The sequence below is a fragment of the Clostridium sp. BSD2780061688st1 H5 genome, assembly GCF_005845155.1.
Lineage (GTDB): Bacteria > Bacillota > Clostridia > Lachnospirales > Lachnospiraceae > Claveliimonas > Claveliimonas intestinigallinarum.
On sequence record NZ_SPGT01000005.1, the window covers coordinates 47,813 to 64,933 of the forward strand.

The following is a 17,121-nucleotide window of genomic DNA, read 5'->3' on the forward strand; positions in this document are numbered from 1 at the left end:
CTCCTCTCTTTCCTATGCTTCCCCGCCCAGGGGCTTGTAGGCCTCGATCTGGATGCCGTCAAAGTCCGGCATCTTCCGGTAGACCTCCAGCGTCATGTCCAGAAGGGGCATCAGGGCCACAGCCCCTGTCCCCTCTCCCAGCTTCATGTGACAGCCGATAAAGGCCTCCTTATCCAGTTCTCTTAAAATCCGCCCCATGCCCGGCTCCCCGGACATGTGGGAGGGCAGGATAAAACGCTCCGTCCCTGGGGCGATGCGGCAGGCCAGAAGAGCCGCCGCCGCGGAGATAAATCCGTCCATCACCACCGGCAGGCGCTCCATGGCGCCGCCCAGGAAGACTCCTGCCAGACCTCCGATGTCAAATCCACCCACCTTGGCAAGGACGTCTATGGGGTCTGCCGGGTCCGGCTTCCACAGCCCGATGGCCCGGCGGATTACCTCCCGCTTTCTCTGAAGCCCCGCATCCGACAGTCCGGCGCCCCGCCCGGAGAGCCCCTCCGGATCCTCCTCCAGGAGAACAGAAGCCACAGCGCTGCTGGTGGTGGTGTTGCCGATGCCCATCTCCCCGGTGAGAAGGATCTGGTAACCCTGTTTTTTCAGCCTTTTTGCCGCCCGGATACCGGCAAGGATAGATTCCTCCGCCTCCCTGCGGGTCATGGCCGGCTCCTTTAACATGTTCTTTGTGCCGTAGGCTATCTTATCGGTGTACACCTTCGTGTCCACTGACACGCCAATGTCTATGGGAAACACATCCACCCCGGCTGTCCGGCCCATAATACAGGCGGAGGTAAGCCCTCTGGAAAAGTTGTCTGTCACCACCGCGGTGACGCTGCTGTCGGTCTGGGAGATGCCTTCCTCCACCACGCCGTTGTCCGCGCACATGACGATGAGTCCCTTTTTGTCAATGGACACGTCCGCCGTGCCGGTTATACCCGCTATCTGCGTGACAGCATCCTCCAGGGTGCCCAGGCCAAAGAGAGGCTTTGCTATGGAGAGCCACCTGCTTTGGCATTTCTCCACGGCCGCCTCATCGAGGGCGGGGATGTCCCCCTTTCCCGGTATTTTTATCTCACTGTCTCTTGTTTCCATATTCTTCCGCCTTTCTGACAAATCTTGCGGCCACCTTTGGGGAGGAGTACAGGTACAGGTGGGGAAATCCCGCGCAGAAGCCCTCCCCTATATGTCCACAGGTCCAGCTCCTTCCTGTGACCGGCTTTCTGGCAAGGAGAGCCTCCCCTGTGCCCTCCGTATCCATATAGTGGAACTCGTGGCCCTGGATACTCTCCCCCGGCCCAAGGAGTCCGCCGTGCTCTGCCGTAGCCGGAAATCTTCCGCTCTCTGCGGATGTCGCAGCTTTCCCGTCCTCCGTCAAGGTCAGGGTGACATAGCCGAACCTGGAGAGCTTTCCTGTGTAATGGCTCTTCCCGGGAAGGAAGCCGGCCATCCGGTGAGCTCTCCCCTCCCTGTCCTCCAGCTCCTCCAGGAGATAGAGAAAGCCTCCGCACTCCGCAAGACAGGGCATCCCCGCCTGAAGGCTGCTCTGTATGGAGTCCCTCATGGAACCATTCTCCGCCAGCTCCCCGCCGTAGAGCTCCGGGTAGCCGCCCCCCAGCAGAAGGGCGTCCGCCTCCCCGGGGACTCTTTTGTCCTTCATGGGAGAAAAGGGGAGGAGTCTGGCTCCCAGCTTTTCCAGGAGCCGCAGATTGTCTTTATAATAGAAGGAAAAGGCCGGATCCCTGGCCACGGCGATGGCAGGCCCCTTTGCGGAGGCTCCCTCCCCAAGATGCAGGTTCGGGAAGAGGAGCTCTCTTGTCTCCTCCAGGGGCGGCGCCTCCGCCCCGATCTTCTCCAGCAGCTCCAGGTCCAGCGTCTCCAGGCAGGTCTGCCCCAGCCGGTCCATCTGCTCCTTCAGCCCTTCTATCTCCTGGGGCATGACAAGGCCCAGGTGGCGGCTCTCCATGACAATCCCCTCCAGCTTCGGCAGATAGCCGCAGACGGAAAGGCCCAGCCGATCCTCTGTCATAGACTTCAGAGACGGATAGCGCATGGGGGAGACCCGGTTGAAGATCACGCCCCGGATCCGCTTCTCTTCCATAAAGTCCCTAAACCCCCGGATCAGAGCCAGGACGGACACGCTGGATTTCGCCCCGTCCACCACAAGGATGACCGGCGCCTCCAGAGTGCGGGCCACGTCCCAGGTGCTGGCCTGTGTGGTGACTCCTCCCAGGCCGTCGTAGAGCCCCATGACTCCCTCCACCACGGAGAGATCCGCCAGGGCCGCATCCTCCAGGAAGAGCTGCCGGGTCAGCTCCTCCCCGGCGAAGAAGGTATCCAGATTCTTGGAGGGTGTCCCCAGAACCGTCTCGTGGAACATGGGATCAATGTAATCCGGGCCGCACTTGAAGGCTGCCGCCCGGCGCCCCGCCTTTTTCAGGGCTGACAAAAGCCCGCAGGTCACCAGCGTCTTGCCGCTGCCGCTTGAGGGGGCGGCAATGACAAGCCTGGGCGCTTTTTTTCTCATTTCTTTTCTTCTCCTTCAAATGTGACGATATAGACCGGGTTCTGGCCCTCCATCATCTGGTAATGCCCGGCCTTCTTTCCCTTAGACACCTGCACCTGCAGGATCTGTGCCGGGTGATCCGAAAAGGCCTGCATGCAGGCCATGCACTCCGCCACCGTATTGATGGTGATGGCCGACACCACGACCCTGGCCGCCGGATTTTTCTCCCAGATCGTCTCCAGGATGGGGCGCAGGCTGCCGCCGCTGCCCCCCACAAAGGCCAGGTCCGGGGCGGGCAGGTCACGGAGAGCCTCAGGCGCCTCCCCGTGGACAGGCCGGATGTTGGACACGTGAAAGTGAACCTTATTTTTATGGATCAAAGAGAGACCCTCCGGATTTTTCTCCACTGCGTATACTGTGCCGTCTATAGCCTTTTTGGCGAGCTGGATGGACACTGATCCGGTGCCGGCCCCCACATCGTAAATGACCGCGTCCTTTGCAGGCGCCATCCTGGAGAGGATCACGCTTCGCACCTCGCTCTTGGTCATGGGCACCTTTCCCCGGATAAATTCCTCATCCTTTGCATCAGAGGGCTCCGGGCGGCGGTGACGGGGCAGCTCAATGTAGATTACACTCAGCCCGTCCCACTCCGTCTCTGCCTTCGCCAGCCGCTCTGCCAGCCCCTGGACGATCCTCTCCTTCGGGTAGGAGAGGCGGCTGCCCACGTATACTCTGGCCTGCTTCCACCCATATTTACACAGCCTTGTCAACACGGACCGGATTTCCTTTCCGCTGCTCACCAGCAGGAAAATACGGCCGTATTCCCGGAGATAATCCAGGTAGTTGCAGCTTCTCCCATGGATACTCAAAAGAGGCACTCCCTCCAGTCCCACGCCGATTCGGGCCGCCATGCAGGAGACGGAGGAGATACCCGGCAGAACCGTCACATCGTACTCCTTCAGCTCCTCCTTTAAGCTGGCCGCTCCGCTGTAAAAGCCCGTGTCACCGGAGAGGAGGATAGCGACCCGGCGGTACCGGGAGTTCATCTGGATGAACTCGTGGATCTTCTCCGCCCGGTACTCCTCGTGGCGCTCCACGCCAACGTCCTCCGCCACCTTCAGCATCCGCTCCGCCCCGATCAGCACGTCGGCGCTCTCAATGGCCTCCCGGGCCTCGGCGGTGAGACATTTCCCGGTGCCCGGGCCCACGCCGATGAGCGTGATCTTCCTGGGATCCCGGAAGCCGTATTTCTCCGCCAGCATGAGAAAGACCTCCTTCAGAGGAATCCCTCTCTCCTGGGGCCTGCCGATGACCACCGGCACGGCTCCGGCCTTCCTGGCCGCCTCCATCTTCTCCTGGAAGCCGCCGATCTTTCCCGAGTCCTTCGTCACCAGATAACGGGCCTTCACGTGGACGAGAAGCTGCTCGTTCATGCCCTCGGAGAAGGGGCCCTGCATGGCGATGAGGTGCTTTCCCTCAAAGCCCTTGGATACCGCGTGCTCCACCGCCTCCTTTGTGGAGAGCACCCGCAGAAAACATCTCCTCCTGTAATCCGGAATACGGGTGTAGGGATCCAGCTCCTTGCTGCCCGTAGTGATCAGGATATTGCCCTTCTTGTCCGCCAGATAGGCGGCAGCCTCCTTGATATTCTTCACCCACACGGCGTTCTCTCCCCCCGCGGAGCCCTCTCTGAGGACCCGCACGCAGGGAATGTCCGCCTTCTCGCACATGGCCCTGATGTTCTTTGACACTTCCATGGCAAATGGATGGGTGGCATCGATGACAAGCTCTGCCTGACATCCCTGTGCCAGCTCCCCCATCCCCGCCACGTCCAGGCGGCCTGCCAGGACATGGATATTTTCCCCGTCCTCCACAAGCTCCTTGCCGTACTCAGTGGCCGTGCACACATATACCTCCGGCGCATGCCCCCGAAGGTATTCCGCGATCTTTCTTCCCTCTGTCGTACCCGCAAAAATTAAAATACTAGCCATTTTCATACCCTCTTGGTGTTATCATGTGTCCTTTTAATGCCTTTGTCTGTGAGTTTCCGATAAACACTGTTGTAAACATATCTGTCCGGGCGTTTTCCAGCTCTCCCAGGGTACAGATATGGTACGTCTCCCCCTCCCGGCCGATGTTGGCCGCGTAGCCGCAGACCGTGTCGGCACTCTTAAATTCCTCTATGATCCGGCAGGCCTTTTTCAGATAATCCGCCCGCTTCCTGCTGGAAGGATTGTAAAGGCAGATGACAAAATCCGCCTGAGCCGCGCAGCGCAGCCTCCTCTCGATCTTCTCCCAGGGCGTCAGAAGGTCGCTCAGGCTGATAAGAGCAAAGTCGTGGATCAGGGGCGCCCCCAGAAGCGCCGCCCCCGAGAGGGCTGCCGTCACACCGGGGACCACCTCCACATCCACCTGGGGATAATCCTTCCCTATGGAGTAGATCAGTCCCGCCATGCCGTAGACGCCGGCGTCCCCGCTGCACACCATGGCCGTGGTCTTGCCCGCCGCCGCCATCTCCAGCGCCAGACGGCACCTCTCCTCCTCCCTTCTCATAGGAGTGGTGAGAAATTCCTTCTCCGGATAATAGTCCCTTATAAGATCCACATACACCGTGTAGCCCGCGATCACGTCGCAGGATTCAAGAGCCCGCGCCGCCCGCATGGTCATATCTTCATAGCTTCCCGGCCCCAGGCCGATCACATACAGTTTTGTCAAAATCCACACTCCAATCTTCCGCGGCCAGGGCAAGCGTCATGCCCCGCTCCGCTGTCTTCTCCAGCACGAGCCGTCCACCGCCGCTTCCGAGGATGGCGGCCCGCTCACACACATTACCGACTCCCACTGTCGACTCCACAAAGGGAGACTCGCCTGTGACCGCGGTCACCTTCTCAAGCTGCCCGGCTGTCCAGGTCTCAAAAGGGATCTGCCATTTTTCCGCCAGCTGCGCAAGGCCTGGCTCCTGTGCCTTCCGGTCGATACTGGCAAGGCGCCGCACCTGGCCGGGGCGGCAGCCCACAGCTTCCAGTCCTCGAAGAAGTAATTCTTCCAGTTCCTGCCGGGGAACACCCTTTTTGCAGCCCATCCCGGCGGTCAGGTTGATAGGCAGAAGGCTGAGGATGTGGTCCCCGGCCTCCCCTCCCGCCCTCTCCTCCACCGCAATGGCTGCGGAAAAGCGGCCCAGCTTCTGCCGGCTGTCCACCAGGGTCAGTTCCTCCGGCACCCTGCCAAGAACCGGGAATTCACTGTAAAATCCCACCTTCTCCCCTTTCAGGATGCGGGCGGAAATATCCTTTGCCTTTGTCCTGTCAGTTAGCACAAGGCCACATTTTTTTGCAAACACGTCCACCGCGAAGCGGCCGTTCACGTCCGTGGCCGTGGTGATCACTGCCTCCGCCCCTGTGGCCCGGGCCAAAAAACGGGCCAGGTCGTTGGCACCTCCCACATGCCCGGAGAGGAGGGGGATGACGAACCGTCCCCCCTCGTCCAGCACCAGCACGGCGGGATCTGTAAATTTATCCCGGATATAGGGGGCGATGAGCCGCACCGCGATGCCTGCCGCGCCGATGAAGACAATCTCCCGAACCTGCTGCCAGTGCTCCTGAAGAAAAGCGCCTCCCCTGGGCCGCTCCAGCGCAAGGACTGTGCGCCCCTCTGACTCCAGCAGGCTGCGGATCTCTCCCATCTTCGCTTTCCCCCGGTCTGTGTAGCTTACAAGAAGCGTCCTATTTTCCATCCTCATCCCGTCCCTTTCCTTTCCGGAACTCTGTGGTGAAGGCGGGATCATACAGGCAGGAGCGCTGGTAAGCCTCCCCTGAGAGCACCCGCCCCACGATGATGAGGGCGGTCTTCCGGATATCCTCCCGCCGGGCTGCCTCCGCCAGCTCTGACACCTGGCAGAGTATCTTCTTCTCATCCGGCCAGGTGGCCTTGTACACGATGGCTGCCGGGGTGTCCGGCGGGTAGCCGCCCTCTATCAGGGCCTCTGACAGTTGCTCCAGAAGGCCTGTGCTCAGGAACAAGACCATGGTGGACTGGTGGGCCGCAAAGGACTGGATCTTCTCCCTCTCCGGCACCGGCGTGCGCCCCTCCATGCGGGTGATGACCACGCTCTGGGAAATGCCCGGCAGAGTGTACTCAAGCCCCAGGGCCGCAGCCGCCCCGGAAAAGGAGCTGACGCCGGGACACACCTCATAGGGGATGGACAGCTCATCCAGCCGGTCCATCTGCTCCCTGATAGCCCCGTAGAGACTGGGATCGCCCGTATGGAGCCGGACTACATCCTGTCCCGCCTCATGGCGCTCTTCCATCACCTGGATCACCTCCTCCAGAGTCATCCTGGCGCTGTCGAAGATCCGGCAGTCCTCAGGGCACAGCTCCAGGAGAGCCGGATTGACCAGGGAGCCCGCGTAGATCACTGTCTGCGCGCCCTCCAGAAGCCTTCTTCCTTTTACTGTGATCAGGTCCGGGTCTCCAGGACCCGCTCCCACGAAATGTACCATCTGCTATTCACCTGCCTCTTTTGCCACTATAATAGAATAATAACTCAGATCATCAGGAATTTCATCCAGAGAGTGAAAAATACGCTCTCCCTCCATCCCGCATCTCTCCACGGCCCAGCCCTTCTCTTTCCGGGCCAGCAGCTCATCCCGCACCTGGGCAGCGGCCTTACCCGCCTTCATCAGCACCCTTGTGCCGGGGAGATCCATTCCCTCATCTGCCGGGTAGGAGGCGGGAACCAGGTGAAGCATCTGGTCGTTCTCCACAAGGCCCTCCCCCACGGCCGCGGCGGCGGCGATAAAGGAGGGGATGCCGCTGATGATCTCCGCCCGGTATCCGGCGTCTTGCACCCTTTTATGGACGTACAGGTAGGTCGAGTAGATGCAGGGATCCCCCAGGGTGAGAAAGGCCGTCCTTCTCCCCTTTGCCAGCTCCTGTACGATCCGCTCCGCGGCGGCCTCATGAGCCTCCTGTCGGGTCTTTGGGTCTCTGGTCATGGGCATATGGATCCCCAGGGCCTCCTTCTCCTCCAGCCCCGGCACGGCTCCCGCCGCGATCTTCCAGGCCACTGTCTCCCTTGGCTCCTTCCCCGGGGCCAGGATCAGGTCGCACTCCCGGATGACGCGCACCGCCTGCAGTGTCATAAGCTCAGGGTCGCCGGGGCCCACCCCGACGCCGTACAAAATTCCTTCCATAGCTGTTTCTCTCCTATATCTCTGTGTCATTTTTTCCGGCTCTCTTCCAGAAGCTCCTCCCCGTACCGGGTCATCCCCAGCAGGCCGTACACGTTGGAAAAGAGGATAGCCCCGGTCCGCATCCTAGGTCCCGCGCTGCTTCCGGCGCGGATCTTCAGATACGCATGGATCTTCTCCAGGAGACTGGCCGTCACCTTCCCTCTCTCCTCTGCCGAGAGGGACTGCAGGGCATCCTCCGTAGTGTTGCAGTCAAGCAGCGCCGCTGCTCTCTTCCCGGGAAGGCCGGCCCGCAGGGCTGCCGCCGCCAGAAGCTCCATCCGGCAGTCCCCCTGGCGGGAGTGGGTGTTCATGATGCCCCCGGCAATCTTCACCAGCTTGCCAATGTGTCCCACAAAGAGAAGGCCCTCAGCCCCCTGCTCCGCGGCCAGGTCAATGGTCTCGCCGATGTAGTTGCTGCACTTGACGGTGTCCCGGGGCAGAATTCCCCACTTTTCACGGAGGAAATCCAGGCCATAATTGCCCGGCGCGGCAATGAGGCACCGTCTTCCCTCCGCCAGCTTTACTTTGATCTCCACCTCTATGGTATCGATGAGAGCCTTCTCGCTCATGGGCTCCACGATGCCGCTGGTTCCAAGAATGGAAAGTCCCCCCACAATGCCGATTCTTGGGTTGAAGGTCCGCTTTGCCAGCTCCTCCCCGCCGGGGATTTCCACAAGAACCCGAAATCCTCCCTCCCATCCTGCCGCCTCCTTCAGGCGGACCAGCTCTCTTCGGATCATCTCCCGGGGGACAGGGTTGATAGCCGCACTCCCCACAGGCTGGGCAAGCCCTGCCTTGGTCACTCTCCCAATACCAGCTCCCCCGTCGATCTCGATCCGGTCCTCTGGAAGGAGGGACACGGTGGCATAGACTGTAACGCCGTCGGTCACGTCCGGATCGTCCCCGCTGTTCTTTTTCACAGCACAGGTCACAGAGGTGAGTCGGCCTTTGTCGTCCCTCTCCGCCTCCGTTCCGGACCGCACCGGCAGGGCGAAGGGCTGTCCCTCCGGCAGGCGGACCGTGACGGTCCAGCTCTCCCGATCTCGTGGAAGGCCGCCCGCCAGGAGAGCCTCCGCGGCCGCTGCGGCTGCCGCCTGGGCGCAGGTGCCGGTGGTCCAGCCCCTTCGCAGGCCTTTTTTATTTTTCTCCATCCGGATTACTCTGTCCTTCTCCATCTTCTCTCTCCTCTGCCGCCATCTGCAGGGCCAGGTCCACCAGATCCCGGAGGGTGGCCCGGGCTGCTGTGAAGGTCCTCATGCCTGCACGCTTCGCCTCTCCTGCCGTCATCTCCCCGATGCACAGGGCAGTCACCTTTGACAGATCCAGCTCCCCCGCGGTCCTCACAAAGCCGCGGACAGTGGAGGCGCTTGTGAACATGGCCCAGCAGTTCCCCGTCTCAAACTCCCTCTCACAGTCCATCCAGGGGAAGGACTCGTACTCTGTGTCGTAGATGGGCAGATCCAGTACCCGGGCGCCTGCTTCCTTTAGTCTTCTCACCAGCTCCTGATTGCCTGCTCTGGCCCGGGGGATAAGCACCCGCTCTCCGGCCTGCACACTGGACGCCAGCGCCTCTCCCAAATGGTCTCCGTCGTACTGTTCGGGTATCAGGTCCGGGTAAAAGCCCCATGCTTCCAGCTCCCCCGCTGTGCCCTCGCCGATGGCGGCGATCCTCAGGTGTGCCAGACTGCGGGCATCCTGCCTTCTCTTTTTTAACTCCTCCCGGAACACCCGGACGCCGGAGGGACTGGTGAAGACGATCCAGGAAAAGGTCTCCAGCTCGGCCAGCGCCCTGGACAGAGGTTCCTCCTCTGTCACAGGCTCAATGCGGATAGTGGGCAGCTCCAGCACCTCCGCCCCCTCCCCTCGGAGCATGGCGGCCAGGCGGGAGCCGCGCTCCCTGGGCCTTGTGACAAGGATCTTACGCCCCGCCAGGGGACGGCTCTCATACCAGTCCATAGCCTGGAAGGCGGCCACATAGCCCACCAGAATGATGGCCGGGGACTGAACCTTCGCACGGGCTGCCTTTCCGGCTATCGTTCCCACAGTGCCGACAATTTTTCTCTGGGCAGCAGTGGTGCCCCTCTCCAGCACGGCAGCCGGCATGTCCGGAGACATGCCCTCCCTCAAAAGTCCCTCCATGACGTTACCCAAGGTGCTCACTCCCATGAGAAACACAATTGTTCCTCCTCCCTCGGCCAGAGAGCGGTAGTGGATATCCGGCAGGCTTCCGTCCTTTTTGTGCGCTGTCACAATGTGGACAGAAGAAGCCAGATCCCGATGGGTCACAGGGATGCCCAGATAGGATGGAACGCCAATGGCGGAGGTGATGCCGGGCACGATCTCAAAGGGAATGCCGGCCTGCTCAAGGACAGCTGCCTCCTCGCCGCCTCTGCCGAAGACGAGAGGGTCGCCCCCTTTCAGCCGCACCACCTTCTGCCCTTTGCGGGCCTCACGCACAAGGATCTGGTTGATCTCATCCTGAGGGATCGGGTGATGGCCGGATCGCTTGCCCACATCGATATACCGGGCATTCCTGCCTCCCCACATGAGAATGCCGTTGCCCACCAGCCTGTCGTAGACGATCACATCCGCCTCCTCAAGGAGGCGCTTTCCCTTCACAGTGATCAGCTCCACATCTGAGGGGCCTGCCCCCACAAGGTACACCTTTCCCACTCTACGATTTTCCTGCGTATCTGTCTCTAAGCTCATGAGCAAGCTCCCTTCCCGTCCGCGCCGCCTGGGCCGGATCATTTTCTTCTATATTAAAAGTCCTCTCCCCGATGCTGTATCCGCCGGACTGCTCGTCGTAGTACAGCCCCCTTAAGCGGCAGGTATCTCCACAGACCCTGGCGTGGGCCGCCACCGGGGAGGAGCAGCCCCCCTCCAGCTCCCGGACAAAGGCACGCTCCGCCGCGGCCTCCAGGGCGGCCTCCCTGTCATTTGTACAGGCAGCCATCTCCCGCAGCGCCGGCCGTCCCTGGACAGCCATGATGCCCTGCCCCGCCGAGGGGAGGATTTCCTCTGCGCTGAAGAAACGGCTGATGCGCTCCTCAAGGCCAAGGCGGATGAGGCCGGCGGCCGCCAGCACCAGGGCGTCGTACTCCCCCGCGTCCAGCTTCTCCAGCCGGGTCAGCACATTGCCCCGGATATTTTTTATCTGCGCCTCCGGGTACAGAGCCCCAAGCTGCAGCTTCCTCCGCAGGCTGGAGCAGCCGATGACGCTGCCCTCTTTCAGATTTTCCAGTCCCCTGCGCAGCACAAGCACATCCCGGGGATCCTCCCTCCTGGTGCAGGCCAGGACTGGAAAATACGCCGGGGTCTCCATGGGCATGTCCTTCAGGCTGTGGACAGCCAGGTCGATCCGTCCCTCCTGGAGAGCCAGGTCCAGCTCCTTGATAAAGAGTCCCTTGCCCCCAATCTGGTCCAGCGTCCTGTTCAGGATCCGGTCCCCGGTGGTCTTCATGGTGACCAGGCTGATCTCCGCCTCCGGGTGATGTCTCTTCAGTTCTTCCATGACGATCTGCGCCTGCCGCACGGCCAGACGGCTCTGTCTGCTTCCCACTGTGATCCTCATGTCCTGTCTCCTTTGTCCTTTTTTGTCTCTTCCTCCCCCGCAAGGCAGCTGCGGATCAGGGCCGCCGCCCTGGCTGTCCTGCCGTGGTCCTCCCCATCCCCGGCAATCCCCACCGCCAGGTTCTCCCCGGTCACAACAGCCGGGAAATAGAAATCGCTTAGTCTCCTGTCAGAGGCGATATTTACCGGGATGCCCAGCTCCTGACACCTCTCCTTCGCGATGCGGTCCGCCTCCGGGTCGCCGGCAGCGCAGATGACAAGGAGATACTCCGGCGTGATATCCGCCTTCTCAAGGCACTTCCGGATCAGGCGGACCTTTCCCGTCTCCAGGAATTCCTCCAGCTCCTGTCTTTGCCCTTCAGGCACCTCCCGGGCTATCACCGCGATGTCCGCCCCGAAGAGGAGGAGGGTGCGGATCCGGCGGACCGCCACCTGCCCGGCTCCCACCAGCAGTATTTTTTTGTCCTCAATATCAAGAAATACCGGAAAGCGAAGTCCCATTTTCCTCTCCCCCTCTATCCAGAGCAAAAATTTCCCCAATTAAAACAAATGAGACTGCGCACGAGCGCAATCTCACACAGTGTAATCTTAAATCCTCACCGAAAGATCACGTTTGCTGTATTACAACAGGTATCCTGGCTCGGAACTAAAGCCTACTCCCCTGCCTTCCCACCCGACAGCCGGCGGAGGGCTTCCGCCGGACCGGGCAGTGGCATACGCCGGGTTTCGTCATTCCTCACAGTAGAGTGAGCTGCTGTGGATTTTCACCACATTCCCTGTTCTCTCTTCAAAATAACATGTTCTATTCTATACTGTTTGGGGCTGTCCGTCAACTGCCTTTCCCACAGTCCCCCTCCCCGGGCCTTTCTCCCAGGTTACAGCACAAGGGAGAGAAAGGTTCCCAGAACCGCAAATCCCAGTCCGACCCAGATAAAGAGCCATCCCACAAGGGAGCCCTTGACCGGGATCCTCTCCACATAGGCTCTCCGGGGCTTCTCCGGGTCGTACCACACCGGGATAGAGGAGCCCATGGGGTACAGGCTCTCGGCCATGGCCCCCAGGTTCAGCACAGCGCCGCCCCGGATGTGGAGCACATCGTTCTCACTGACGTAGCAGCTCTGATTTTCCCCTGTCCAGTCCTTTGGGGAGAGACTCCTGCGCACCTCCACCACGCCCCGGAACCTGCGCTTTTTCTCGTAGGAGACGCCGCCAACCCTGTAGGCCGCCACAGGGCTCGGCGTTCCATTTACATAGCTGTACCGGACTACTGTCCCCATTGTCATGGCCGTGCAGCGGCCCTTTCTCCTCTTTTCCATCACAAGGACCAGTATCCCCGCCAGTATAAAGAGCAGCCCCGGAACTGCCAGCGTAAGGAACATCAGCAACCCCACATTCACTCCCTCATTCATAGACATCCTCCTTTGTCGTCCGTCTACGCCGTATATTTGCCGGCGATCTCAAGCAGTCTGTCTCTGTTGGCCCTCTCCCAGTCAGCGTAGGAAAGTCCGGAGGCCGCCGCCTCTTTTCCCACCTCCACCAGGAAGGCGGGAATGTCCTCCTGCAGCATGGTCCCTGCCGCCTCGCCAAGCCTCTCTTCGCCCTGCCTGTCACAGCCGAAGAAGAACACCTCAAAGGCCGGATGGGGTGTCTTGTCTATCATCTTCACGCCGCCCCGGAAGCCGATCTGCCCGATCTGGTGAGTGCCGCAGGACGAAGGACAGCCGGAAATGTGGACTCTGGGAAGGGCAGAGGCTGGAAGATCAGCCTTCCGGACCGCCTCTACCGCCTCCTCAAGGAGACTCTGGGAGTCCCTCACACCCGCCTGGCAGATAGAGGCCCCGATGCAGGCCACAGAGGACTCAAAGGGCGTCCGGGCGCTGTCCTGGGTTACGTCCAGCACCTGCTCCGCCTCGGCCCCTGTCAGATTGACAATGTAGAGCGTCTCATCCGGCGCGATGCGCAGCTCCACCTCTTCCATGTCTTTGATCGCATTGTAGAGTCTGCCGAAGATAGCCGGATCCGGGCATCCTCCAAGAGGATGGTAGAGGACAGAGTAGAGTCCGTCCTGCTTCTGCTCCAGGACGCGGCTGCCGGACACTCTCGTCCCATCCGGCTTCTTGGCTATCTCCTCCGGCTCCACCTGGATGGTCAGATCCTCCCCGGCCTCCGCCTGGGCCAGTTTTTCCAGGTACGCCTGCCTGTAGCCCTCATCGCCCAGCTTGTCTCTCATATATCGGGTGCGGGCCTTTCCCCTCTGCTCGTAGTTACCGTGCTCCAGGAACACCTCCCGCATAGCCAGGATATAGTAGAGGATCCGGGACGGATCCACCGCCTCCGCCATTAAAAGGCCAAGCTTCGGCTGATTTCCCAGGCCGCCCGCACTGTACACATCAAATTTTCCGTCCGGCCTGGCCACAAATCCCAGATCCCGGAAGGTGGCGTGAGTCACATTGGCCGGGCTGCTGGAGAAGCAGACCTTCAGCTTCCTTGGCATTTTCTTTGCATCCAGGAAGGACAGCAAAAACTCCTCCGCCTTTGCGGCGTAGGGAAGCACGTCAAAGTATTCTCCCTTCTCGGTTCCGGACAGAGGCGGAGCCATGACATTTCTCGGAAAATCACCGCCCCCTCCCAGGGTGATAATCCCATGCTCTATGGCTCCTTCCATGATGCCGCAGACCGCGTCCGCATCCAGATCATGGAGCTGGATGGTCTGACAGGTAGTCAGATGCGCCTTCCTCACCTGATATTTCTCTATACTCTGCGCAATGTACAGCAGCTTGTCCTTTGTGAGCCTGCCGCCCGCCATGCGCAGACGGATCATGCTGCATTTGCCGCCCCTCTGGGCATAGCTTCCATATCTTCCGGAATATCCCTTGTAATCATTTTTTGTGATCTTTCCCTCATAGAAATCCTTTGTCCTCTGTCTGAACTCCTCCAGCTCCTCTTTTCCCAATACAGGTGCTTTTCTTTCCATCCTATAAATCCTCCTGTTGTTTTTATTCTTCTACTTCCACAACCAGATAAAAACCCTTCTGGGTGTGCTCGATCCTGGCGATCCTGCCCTTTCTCGCCTTGATCCTGTCGTTGGTCCGGTAGATGCCGGACATAGCCACCGATGGCTCCACGAGATAGGTATACCGCCCCGTGCTTGGACTCCTCTCGCTGATCTCCACCTCCTGGCCCTCCTCCACAAGCCCCTCTCTCTCCATCTTAAACCGTTCCTGCCTCATGGCTGTCTTCCTCTCGCTTTCATTTTCGATCCCCGGCTGCCGCCAGGTGCTGCTTCCCAGTATAGCACATTTCTTTGCACAGAGTTGTGAAATCTAACAATTTCCTGTGTATACATGCCGAAGATACGCTGCTGCCCGCTCCCGGAGGACATAGATCCGCTCCACGTCTGTGGCATCCCGGTCCCTCATACGGTATCCTGGCCCCTCCGCCTTCAGTTTGTGGGAGAGGTCGCCGCTGCCCACAACCGCGATCCGGCGGTTCAGCCTCCCGGCTGTTCTCTGGATACATTGCCCCGTCTCCCGGGGAGATGTGAAAATAGTCCGCGTACATCACCGTGTGGGGCGACAGAATGACCACTGTGTCCGGCCGCCAGGCAGCCAGAGTCCTCGCAGCCTCGCGATAGGCGTCAGTAGTTTCCTGCACCCTCCTCTCCTCCCCCTGCCCGATCTCCGGGACGATGAGGGGCGGATAGGGAACCATGATCCCGCCTGCCACTGCCATACAAATTCCTCCCTTCTCCTTCTGAATGGGTATTCCGTCCTGTTCACAGCTCTATTATACCCCCATGAGGCGGGAATGTCATTGTGGGCTGTATTTTTTGAGGACTGTATTTGGAGCGTGCCGCACAGGCCGCATTATCGAGGAATACATTTTAACAAAAAAGCTTTCGCAGGAAACAAAAAAAGCGCCGTTACAGGTCATGCCGCCTCTTAGGCGGGGCCTGCGCAGACGCTTTGTGTTCGGAATTCTTAAAACCAGCCTACTTTGCGCTATCCAGCGCGAACTCTGAGAACTTTTCTCCCGCGCACGTCTCATCTTCACCGTGAATCTGCACGAGCAGCGGCACATTGAGCTCAAGAGTCATAAGACCGATAATGGATTTTCCGTCAATCCTGTCGTAGGGATTAGCCACATTCACCACATCAATATCTGATGTCATCTTCTGGCATACAGAGCAGAAGCTCTTGATCTGCTCCGGCGTAGCAAATCTTACTTTCATTTCAAACATACTTTTGTACCTCCGACATTCAAAAATGCTACTTTCGTAATATACACTATTTCGAATGATTTTGGTATATTTTTTCAAAAAAATCGTGTAAATTTTCCTCAGGGAGACATATTGCGTTCCAAAGAGACATATGCTATAATGCCAGTAGGCAAGAAAAGATATCAAGTCTCCATGTGAGGCGCATGCGAAGACCCCGGAGTGTACCAGACTCCGGGGTCTTCTATTCCTTTTTCCGGCGCGGAGGCTTAATCCGCAGGCTAGTTACCACTATTCATCACTGTCTAGCCATTTGCAGATAAGGTGGCAAACCACACCCGCCATGACAGTGACAAGAAAAGATATCAACAGCTCCATAGAAGCGCACCCCCTTTCCGTACCAAGGTATAGGGGCGGTAACATAACTATTATATCACGTCGCTGTCTTCTATTCTACATTTTCCATAAATAATTTACATATTTTCATTTGATGAACATGGCGTCGCCAAAGGAGAAAAATCTGTATCTTTCCTTCACCGCCTCCTCGTAGGCGGCCAGCACATGCTCTCTCCCCGCCAGGGCGGAGACCAGCATCAGCAGGGTGGACTCAGGCAGGTGGAAGTTGGTGATCAGGCAGTCCAGTATCTTGAATTTGTAGCCCGGATAGATGAAGATATCAGTCCATCCGCTCCCGGCCCGCAGGTGCCCGTTTTCGTCCGCCGCGGACTCGATGGTCCGGCAGCTGGTGGTCCCCACGCAGATGATCCGGCCGCCCTTCTCCTTTGCCCGGTTGATTTTCTCGGCCTCGCTCTCCTCGATCTGATAAAACTCCGAGTGCATGTGATGCTCCAGGATATTGTCCACCTTCACAGGACGGAAGGTGCCAAGTCCCACGTGAAGGGTGACACTGGCAATGTCCACTCCCTCGTCCTTTATCTCCCGCAAAAGCTCCGGCGTAAAGTGCAGCCCTGCCGTGGGCGCTGCCGCCGATCCGCTGTGCTTTGCGTAGACTGTCTGGTAACGGTTCTTGTCCTCCAGCTGGTGGGTGATATAGGGAGGCAGGGGCATCTGTCCCAGCTGGTCCAGTATCTCCTCAAAGATGCCGTCGTAGGTAAAGCGCACCAGGCGGTTTCCCTCCTCCACCACATCGATGACCTCCCCGATCAGAAGCCCCTCTCCAAAGCTGATCCTGGCGCCCGGCTTCGCCTTTTTCCCCGGCTTCACCAGCGTCTCCCAGACATTATCCTCTTTTCTTTTCAACAATAAAATTTCTATCTTTGCGTCCGTTCCGATCTTGGAGCCGATCAGCCTGGCGGGGATGACCTTTGTGTCGTTGATCACAAGGCAGTCCCCGGGATGGAGGTAATCTTTGATCTCCCGGAATACATGGTGGGAGGTCTCCCCGGTCTCCTTGTCCAGCACAAGGAGCCTGGAGCTGGCCCGATCCTTCAGCGGATCCTGGGCGATGAGCTCCTGGGGCAGATCGAAGCTGAAATCCTGTCGTCTCATTTCCATATATCTATTCTTCCTTTCTACGCGGTACAGTGCATAACATAGCGATACAGGGAGCCGGATCGGTCCCCCTGTATCGTATCACATCT

Annotated in this window: 17 protein-coding genes and 1 riboswitch; all 17 genes read right to left on the minus strand. The window is 59.4% G+C overall.

Features of this window, described 5'->3' with window-relative positions; genetic code table 11:
• Positions 1–12 precede the first annotated feature (12 nt).
• Positions 13–1,089 carry a nicotinate-nucleotide--dimethylbenzimidazole phosphoribosyltransferase gene (gene cobT, locus FGQ86_RS04635; protein WP_033126345.1) on the minus strand — a complete coding sequence of 359 codons (1,077 nt, stop codon included), beginning with the start codon at positions 1,087–1,089 and terminating at the stop codon, positions 13–15.
• The gene (locus FGQ86_RS04640; RefSeq protein ID WP_138303090.1) at positions 1,070–2,521 is read right to left on the minus strand and encodes a cobyrinate a,c-diamide synthase; all 1,452 of its coding nucleotides are present in this window, start codon (positions 2,519–2,521) and stop codon (positions 1,070–1,072) included. The genes cobT and FGQ86_RS04640 overlap by 20 nt, the downstream gene beginning before the upstream one ends.
• Positions 2,518–4,491 carry a precorrin-6A reductase gene (cobK, locus tag FGQ86_RS04645; protein ID WP_171031511.1) on the minus strand — a complete coding sequence of 658 codons (1,974 nt, stop codon included), beginning with the start codon at positions 4,489–4,491 and terminating at the stop codon, positions 2,518–2,520. The genes FGQ86_RS04640 and cobK overlap by 4 nt, the downstream gene beginning before the upstream one ends.
• Positions 4,484–5,215, minus strand: a complete 732-nt coding sequence (gene cobJ / locus FGQ86_RS04650) for a precorrin-3B C(17)-methyltransferase (protein ID WP_033126348.1) — start codon at positions 5,213–5,215, stop codon at positions 4,484–4,486. Before cobJ ends, cobK begins: the two co-directional genes overlap by 8 nt.
• On the minus strand, positions 5,172–6,239 hold the full coding sequence (locus FGQ86_RS04655) for a cobalt-precorrin 5A hydrolase (protein ID WP_052084079.1): 1,068 nt from the start codon (positions 6,237–6,239) through the stop codon (positions 5,172–5,174). Before FGQ86_RS04655 ends, cobJ begins: the two co-directional genes overlap by 44 nt.
• On the minus strand, positions 6,223–6,999 hold the full coding sequence (gene cobM, locus FGQ86_RS04660) for a precorrin-4 C(11)-methyltransferase (RefSeq protein ID WP_138303091.1): 777 nt from the start codon (positions 6,997–6,999) through the stop codon (positions 6,223–6,225). Before cobM ends, FGQ86_RS04655 begins: the two co-directional genes overlap by 17 nt.
• Before the next feature lie 3 nt (positions 7,000–7,002).
• Positions 7,003–7,692, minus strand: a complete 690-nt coding sequence (gene cobI, locus FGQ86_RS04665) for a precorrin-2 C(20)-methyltransferase (RefSeq protein WP_033126350.1) — start codon at positions 7,690–7,692, stop codon at positions 7,003–7,005.
• 26 nt (positions 7,693–7,718) lie between these two features.
• Complete coding sequence (gene cbiD, locus FGQ86_RS04670; protein ID WP_243127161.1) at positions 7,719–8,906, minus strand: cobalt-precorrin-5B (C(1))-methyltransferase CbiD; 1,188 nt, start codon at positions 8,904–8,906, stop codon at positions 7,719–7,721.
• On the minus strand, positions 8,869–10,440 hold the full coding sequence (cobA, locus tag FGQ86_RS04675; RefSeq protein ID WP_138303092.1) for a uroporphyrinogen-III C-methyltransferase: 1,572 nt from the start codon (positions 10,438–10,440) through the stop codon (positions 8,869–8,871). Before cobA ends, cbiD begins: the two co-directional genes overlap by 38 nt.
• Positions 10,406–11,305, minus strand: a complete 900-nt coding sequence (gene hemC / locus FGQ86_RS04680) for a hydroxymethylbilane synthase (RefSeq protein WP_033126351.1) — start codon at positions 11,303–11,305, stop codon at positions 10,406–10,408. Before hemC ends, cobA begins: the two co-directional genes overlap by 35 nt.
• A complete protein-coding gene (locus FGQ86_RS04685) occupies positions 11,302–11,805 on the minus strand; it encodes an NAD(P)-dependent oxidoreductase (RefSeq protein ID WP_033126352.1) in 504 nt (167 codons plus the stop codon). The genes hemC and FGQ86_RS04685 overlap by 4 nt, the downstream gene beginning before the upstream one ends.
• A gap of 106 nt (positions 11,806–11,911) precedes the next feature.
• Positions 11,912–12,124, minus strand: a riboswitch (cobalamin riboswitch).
• 55 nt (positions 12,125–12,179) lie between these two features.
• Positions 12,180–12,713, minus strand: coding sequence for a DUF3592 domain-containing protein (locus FGQ86_RS04690; RefSeq protein WP_171031512.1), 534 nt, complete (start codon positions 12,711–12,713; stop codon positions 12,180–12,182).
• A 23-nt stretch (positions 12,714–12,736) separates the two neighbouring features.
• Positions 12,737–14,278, minus strand: a complete 1,542-nt coding sequence (locus FGQ86_RS04695) for a nitrite/sulfite reductase (RefSeq protein ID WP_138303094.1) — start codon at positions 14,276–14,278, stop codon at positions 12,737–12,739.
• Positions 14,279–14,300: 22 nt separating this feature from the next.
• Positions 14,301–14,534 (minus strand): hypothetical protein, encoded by a 234-nt coding sequence (locus tag FGQ86_RS04700; protein WP_033126355.1) that lies wholly within the window; start codon positions 14,532–14,534, stop codon positions 14,301–14,303.
• A gap of 19 nt (positions 14,535–14,553) precedes the next feature.
• Entirely contained in the window at positions 14,554–15,036 is a 483-nt protein-coding gene (locus FGQ86_RS16665) for a hypothetical protein (RefSeq protein WP_138303095.1), read from the minus strand.
• A 259-nt stretch (positions 15,037–15,295) separates the two neighbouring features.
• Positions 15,296–15,544, minus strand: coding sequence for an HPr family phosphocarrier protein (locus tag FGQ86_RS04710; protein ID WP_138303096.1), 249 nt, complete (start codon positions 15,542–15,544; stop codon positions 15,296–15,298).
• Positions 15,545–16,003: 459 nt separating this feature from the next.
• Positions 16,004–17,029 carry a tRNA preQ1(34) S-adenosylmethionine ribosyltransferase-isomerase QueA gene (queA, locus tag FGQ86_RS04715; RefSeq protein WP_138303139.1) on the minus strand — a complete coding sequence of 342 codons (1,026 nt, stop codon included), beginning with the start codon at positions 17,027–17,029 and terminating at the stop codon, positions 16,004–16,006.
• Positions 17,030–17,121: the final 92 nt, after the last annotated feature.

Bases quoted from the DNA above. Each gene is read 5' to 3' on its own strand.
- cobT (WP_033126345.1), bottom strand. From the start codon at position 1,089: ATGGAAACAAGAGACAGTGAGATAAAAATACCGGGAAAGGGGGACATC.
- FGQ86_RS04640 (WP_138303090.1), bottom strand. From the start codon at position 2,521: ATGAGAAAAAAAGCGCCCAGGCTTGTCATTGCCGCCCCCTCAAGCGGC.
- cobK (WP_171031511.1), bottom strand. From the start codon at position 4,491: ATGGCTAGTATTTTAATTTTTGCGGGTACGACAGAGGGAAGAAAGATC.
- FGQ86_RS04655 (WP_052084079.1), bottom strand. From the start codon at position 6,239: ATGAGGATGGAAAATAGGACGCTTCTTGTAAGCTACACAGACCGGGGG.
- cobM (WP_138303091.1), bottom strand. From the start codon at position 6,999: ATGGTACATTTCGTGGGAGCGGGTCCTGGAGACCCGGACCTGATCACA.
- cobI (WP_033126350.1), bottom strand. From the start codon at position 7,692: ATGGAAGGAATTTTGTACGGCGTCGGGGTGGGCCCCGGCGACCCTGAG.
- cbiD (WP_243127161.1), bottom strand. From the start codon at position 8,906: ATGGAGAAGGACAGAGTAATCCGGATGGAGAAAAATAAAAAAGGCCTG.
- cobA (WP_138303092.1), bottom strand. From the start codon at position 10,440: ATGAGCTTAGAGACAGATACGCAGGAAAATCGTAGAGTGGGAAAGGTG.
- hemC (WP_033126351.1), bottom strand. From the start codon at position 11,305: ATGAGGATCACAGTGGGAAGCAGACAGAGCCGTCTGGCCGTGCGGCAG.
- FGQ86_RS04685 (WP_033126352.1), bottom strand. From the start codon at position 11,805: ATGGGACTTCGCTTTCCGGTATTTCTTGATATTGAGGACAAAAAAATA.
- FGQ86_RS04690 (WP_171031512.1), bottom strand. From the start codon at position 12,713: ATGAATGAGGGAGTGAATGTGGGGTTGCTGATGTTCCTTACGCTGGCA.
- FGQ86_RS04695 (WP_138303094.1), bottom strand. From the start codon at position 14,278: ATGGAAAGAAAAGCACCTGTATTGGGAAAAGAGGAGCTGGAGGAGTTC.
- FGQ86_RS04700 (WP_033126355.1), bottom strand. From the start codon at position 14,534: ATGAGGCAGGAACGGTTTAAGATGGAGAGAGAGGGGCTTGTGGAGGAG.
- FGQ86_RS16665 (WP_138303095.1), bottom strand. From the start codon at position 15,036: ATGGCAGTGGCAGGCGGGATCATGGTTCCCTATCCGCCCCTCATCGTC.
- FGQ86_RS04710 (WP_138303096.1), bottom strand. From the start codon at position 15,544: ATGTTTGAAATGAAAGTAAGATTTGCTACGCCGGAGCAGATCAAGAGC.
- queA (WP_138303139.1), bottom strand. From the start codon at position 17,029: ATGAGACGACAGGATTTCAGCTTCGATCTGCCCCAGGAGCTCATCGCC.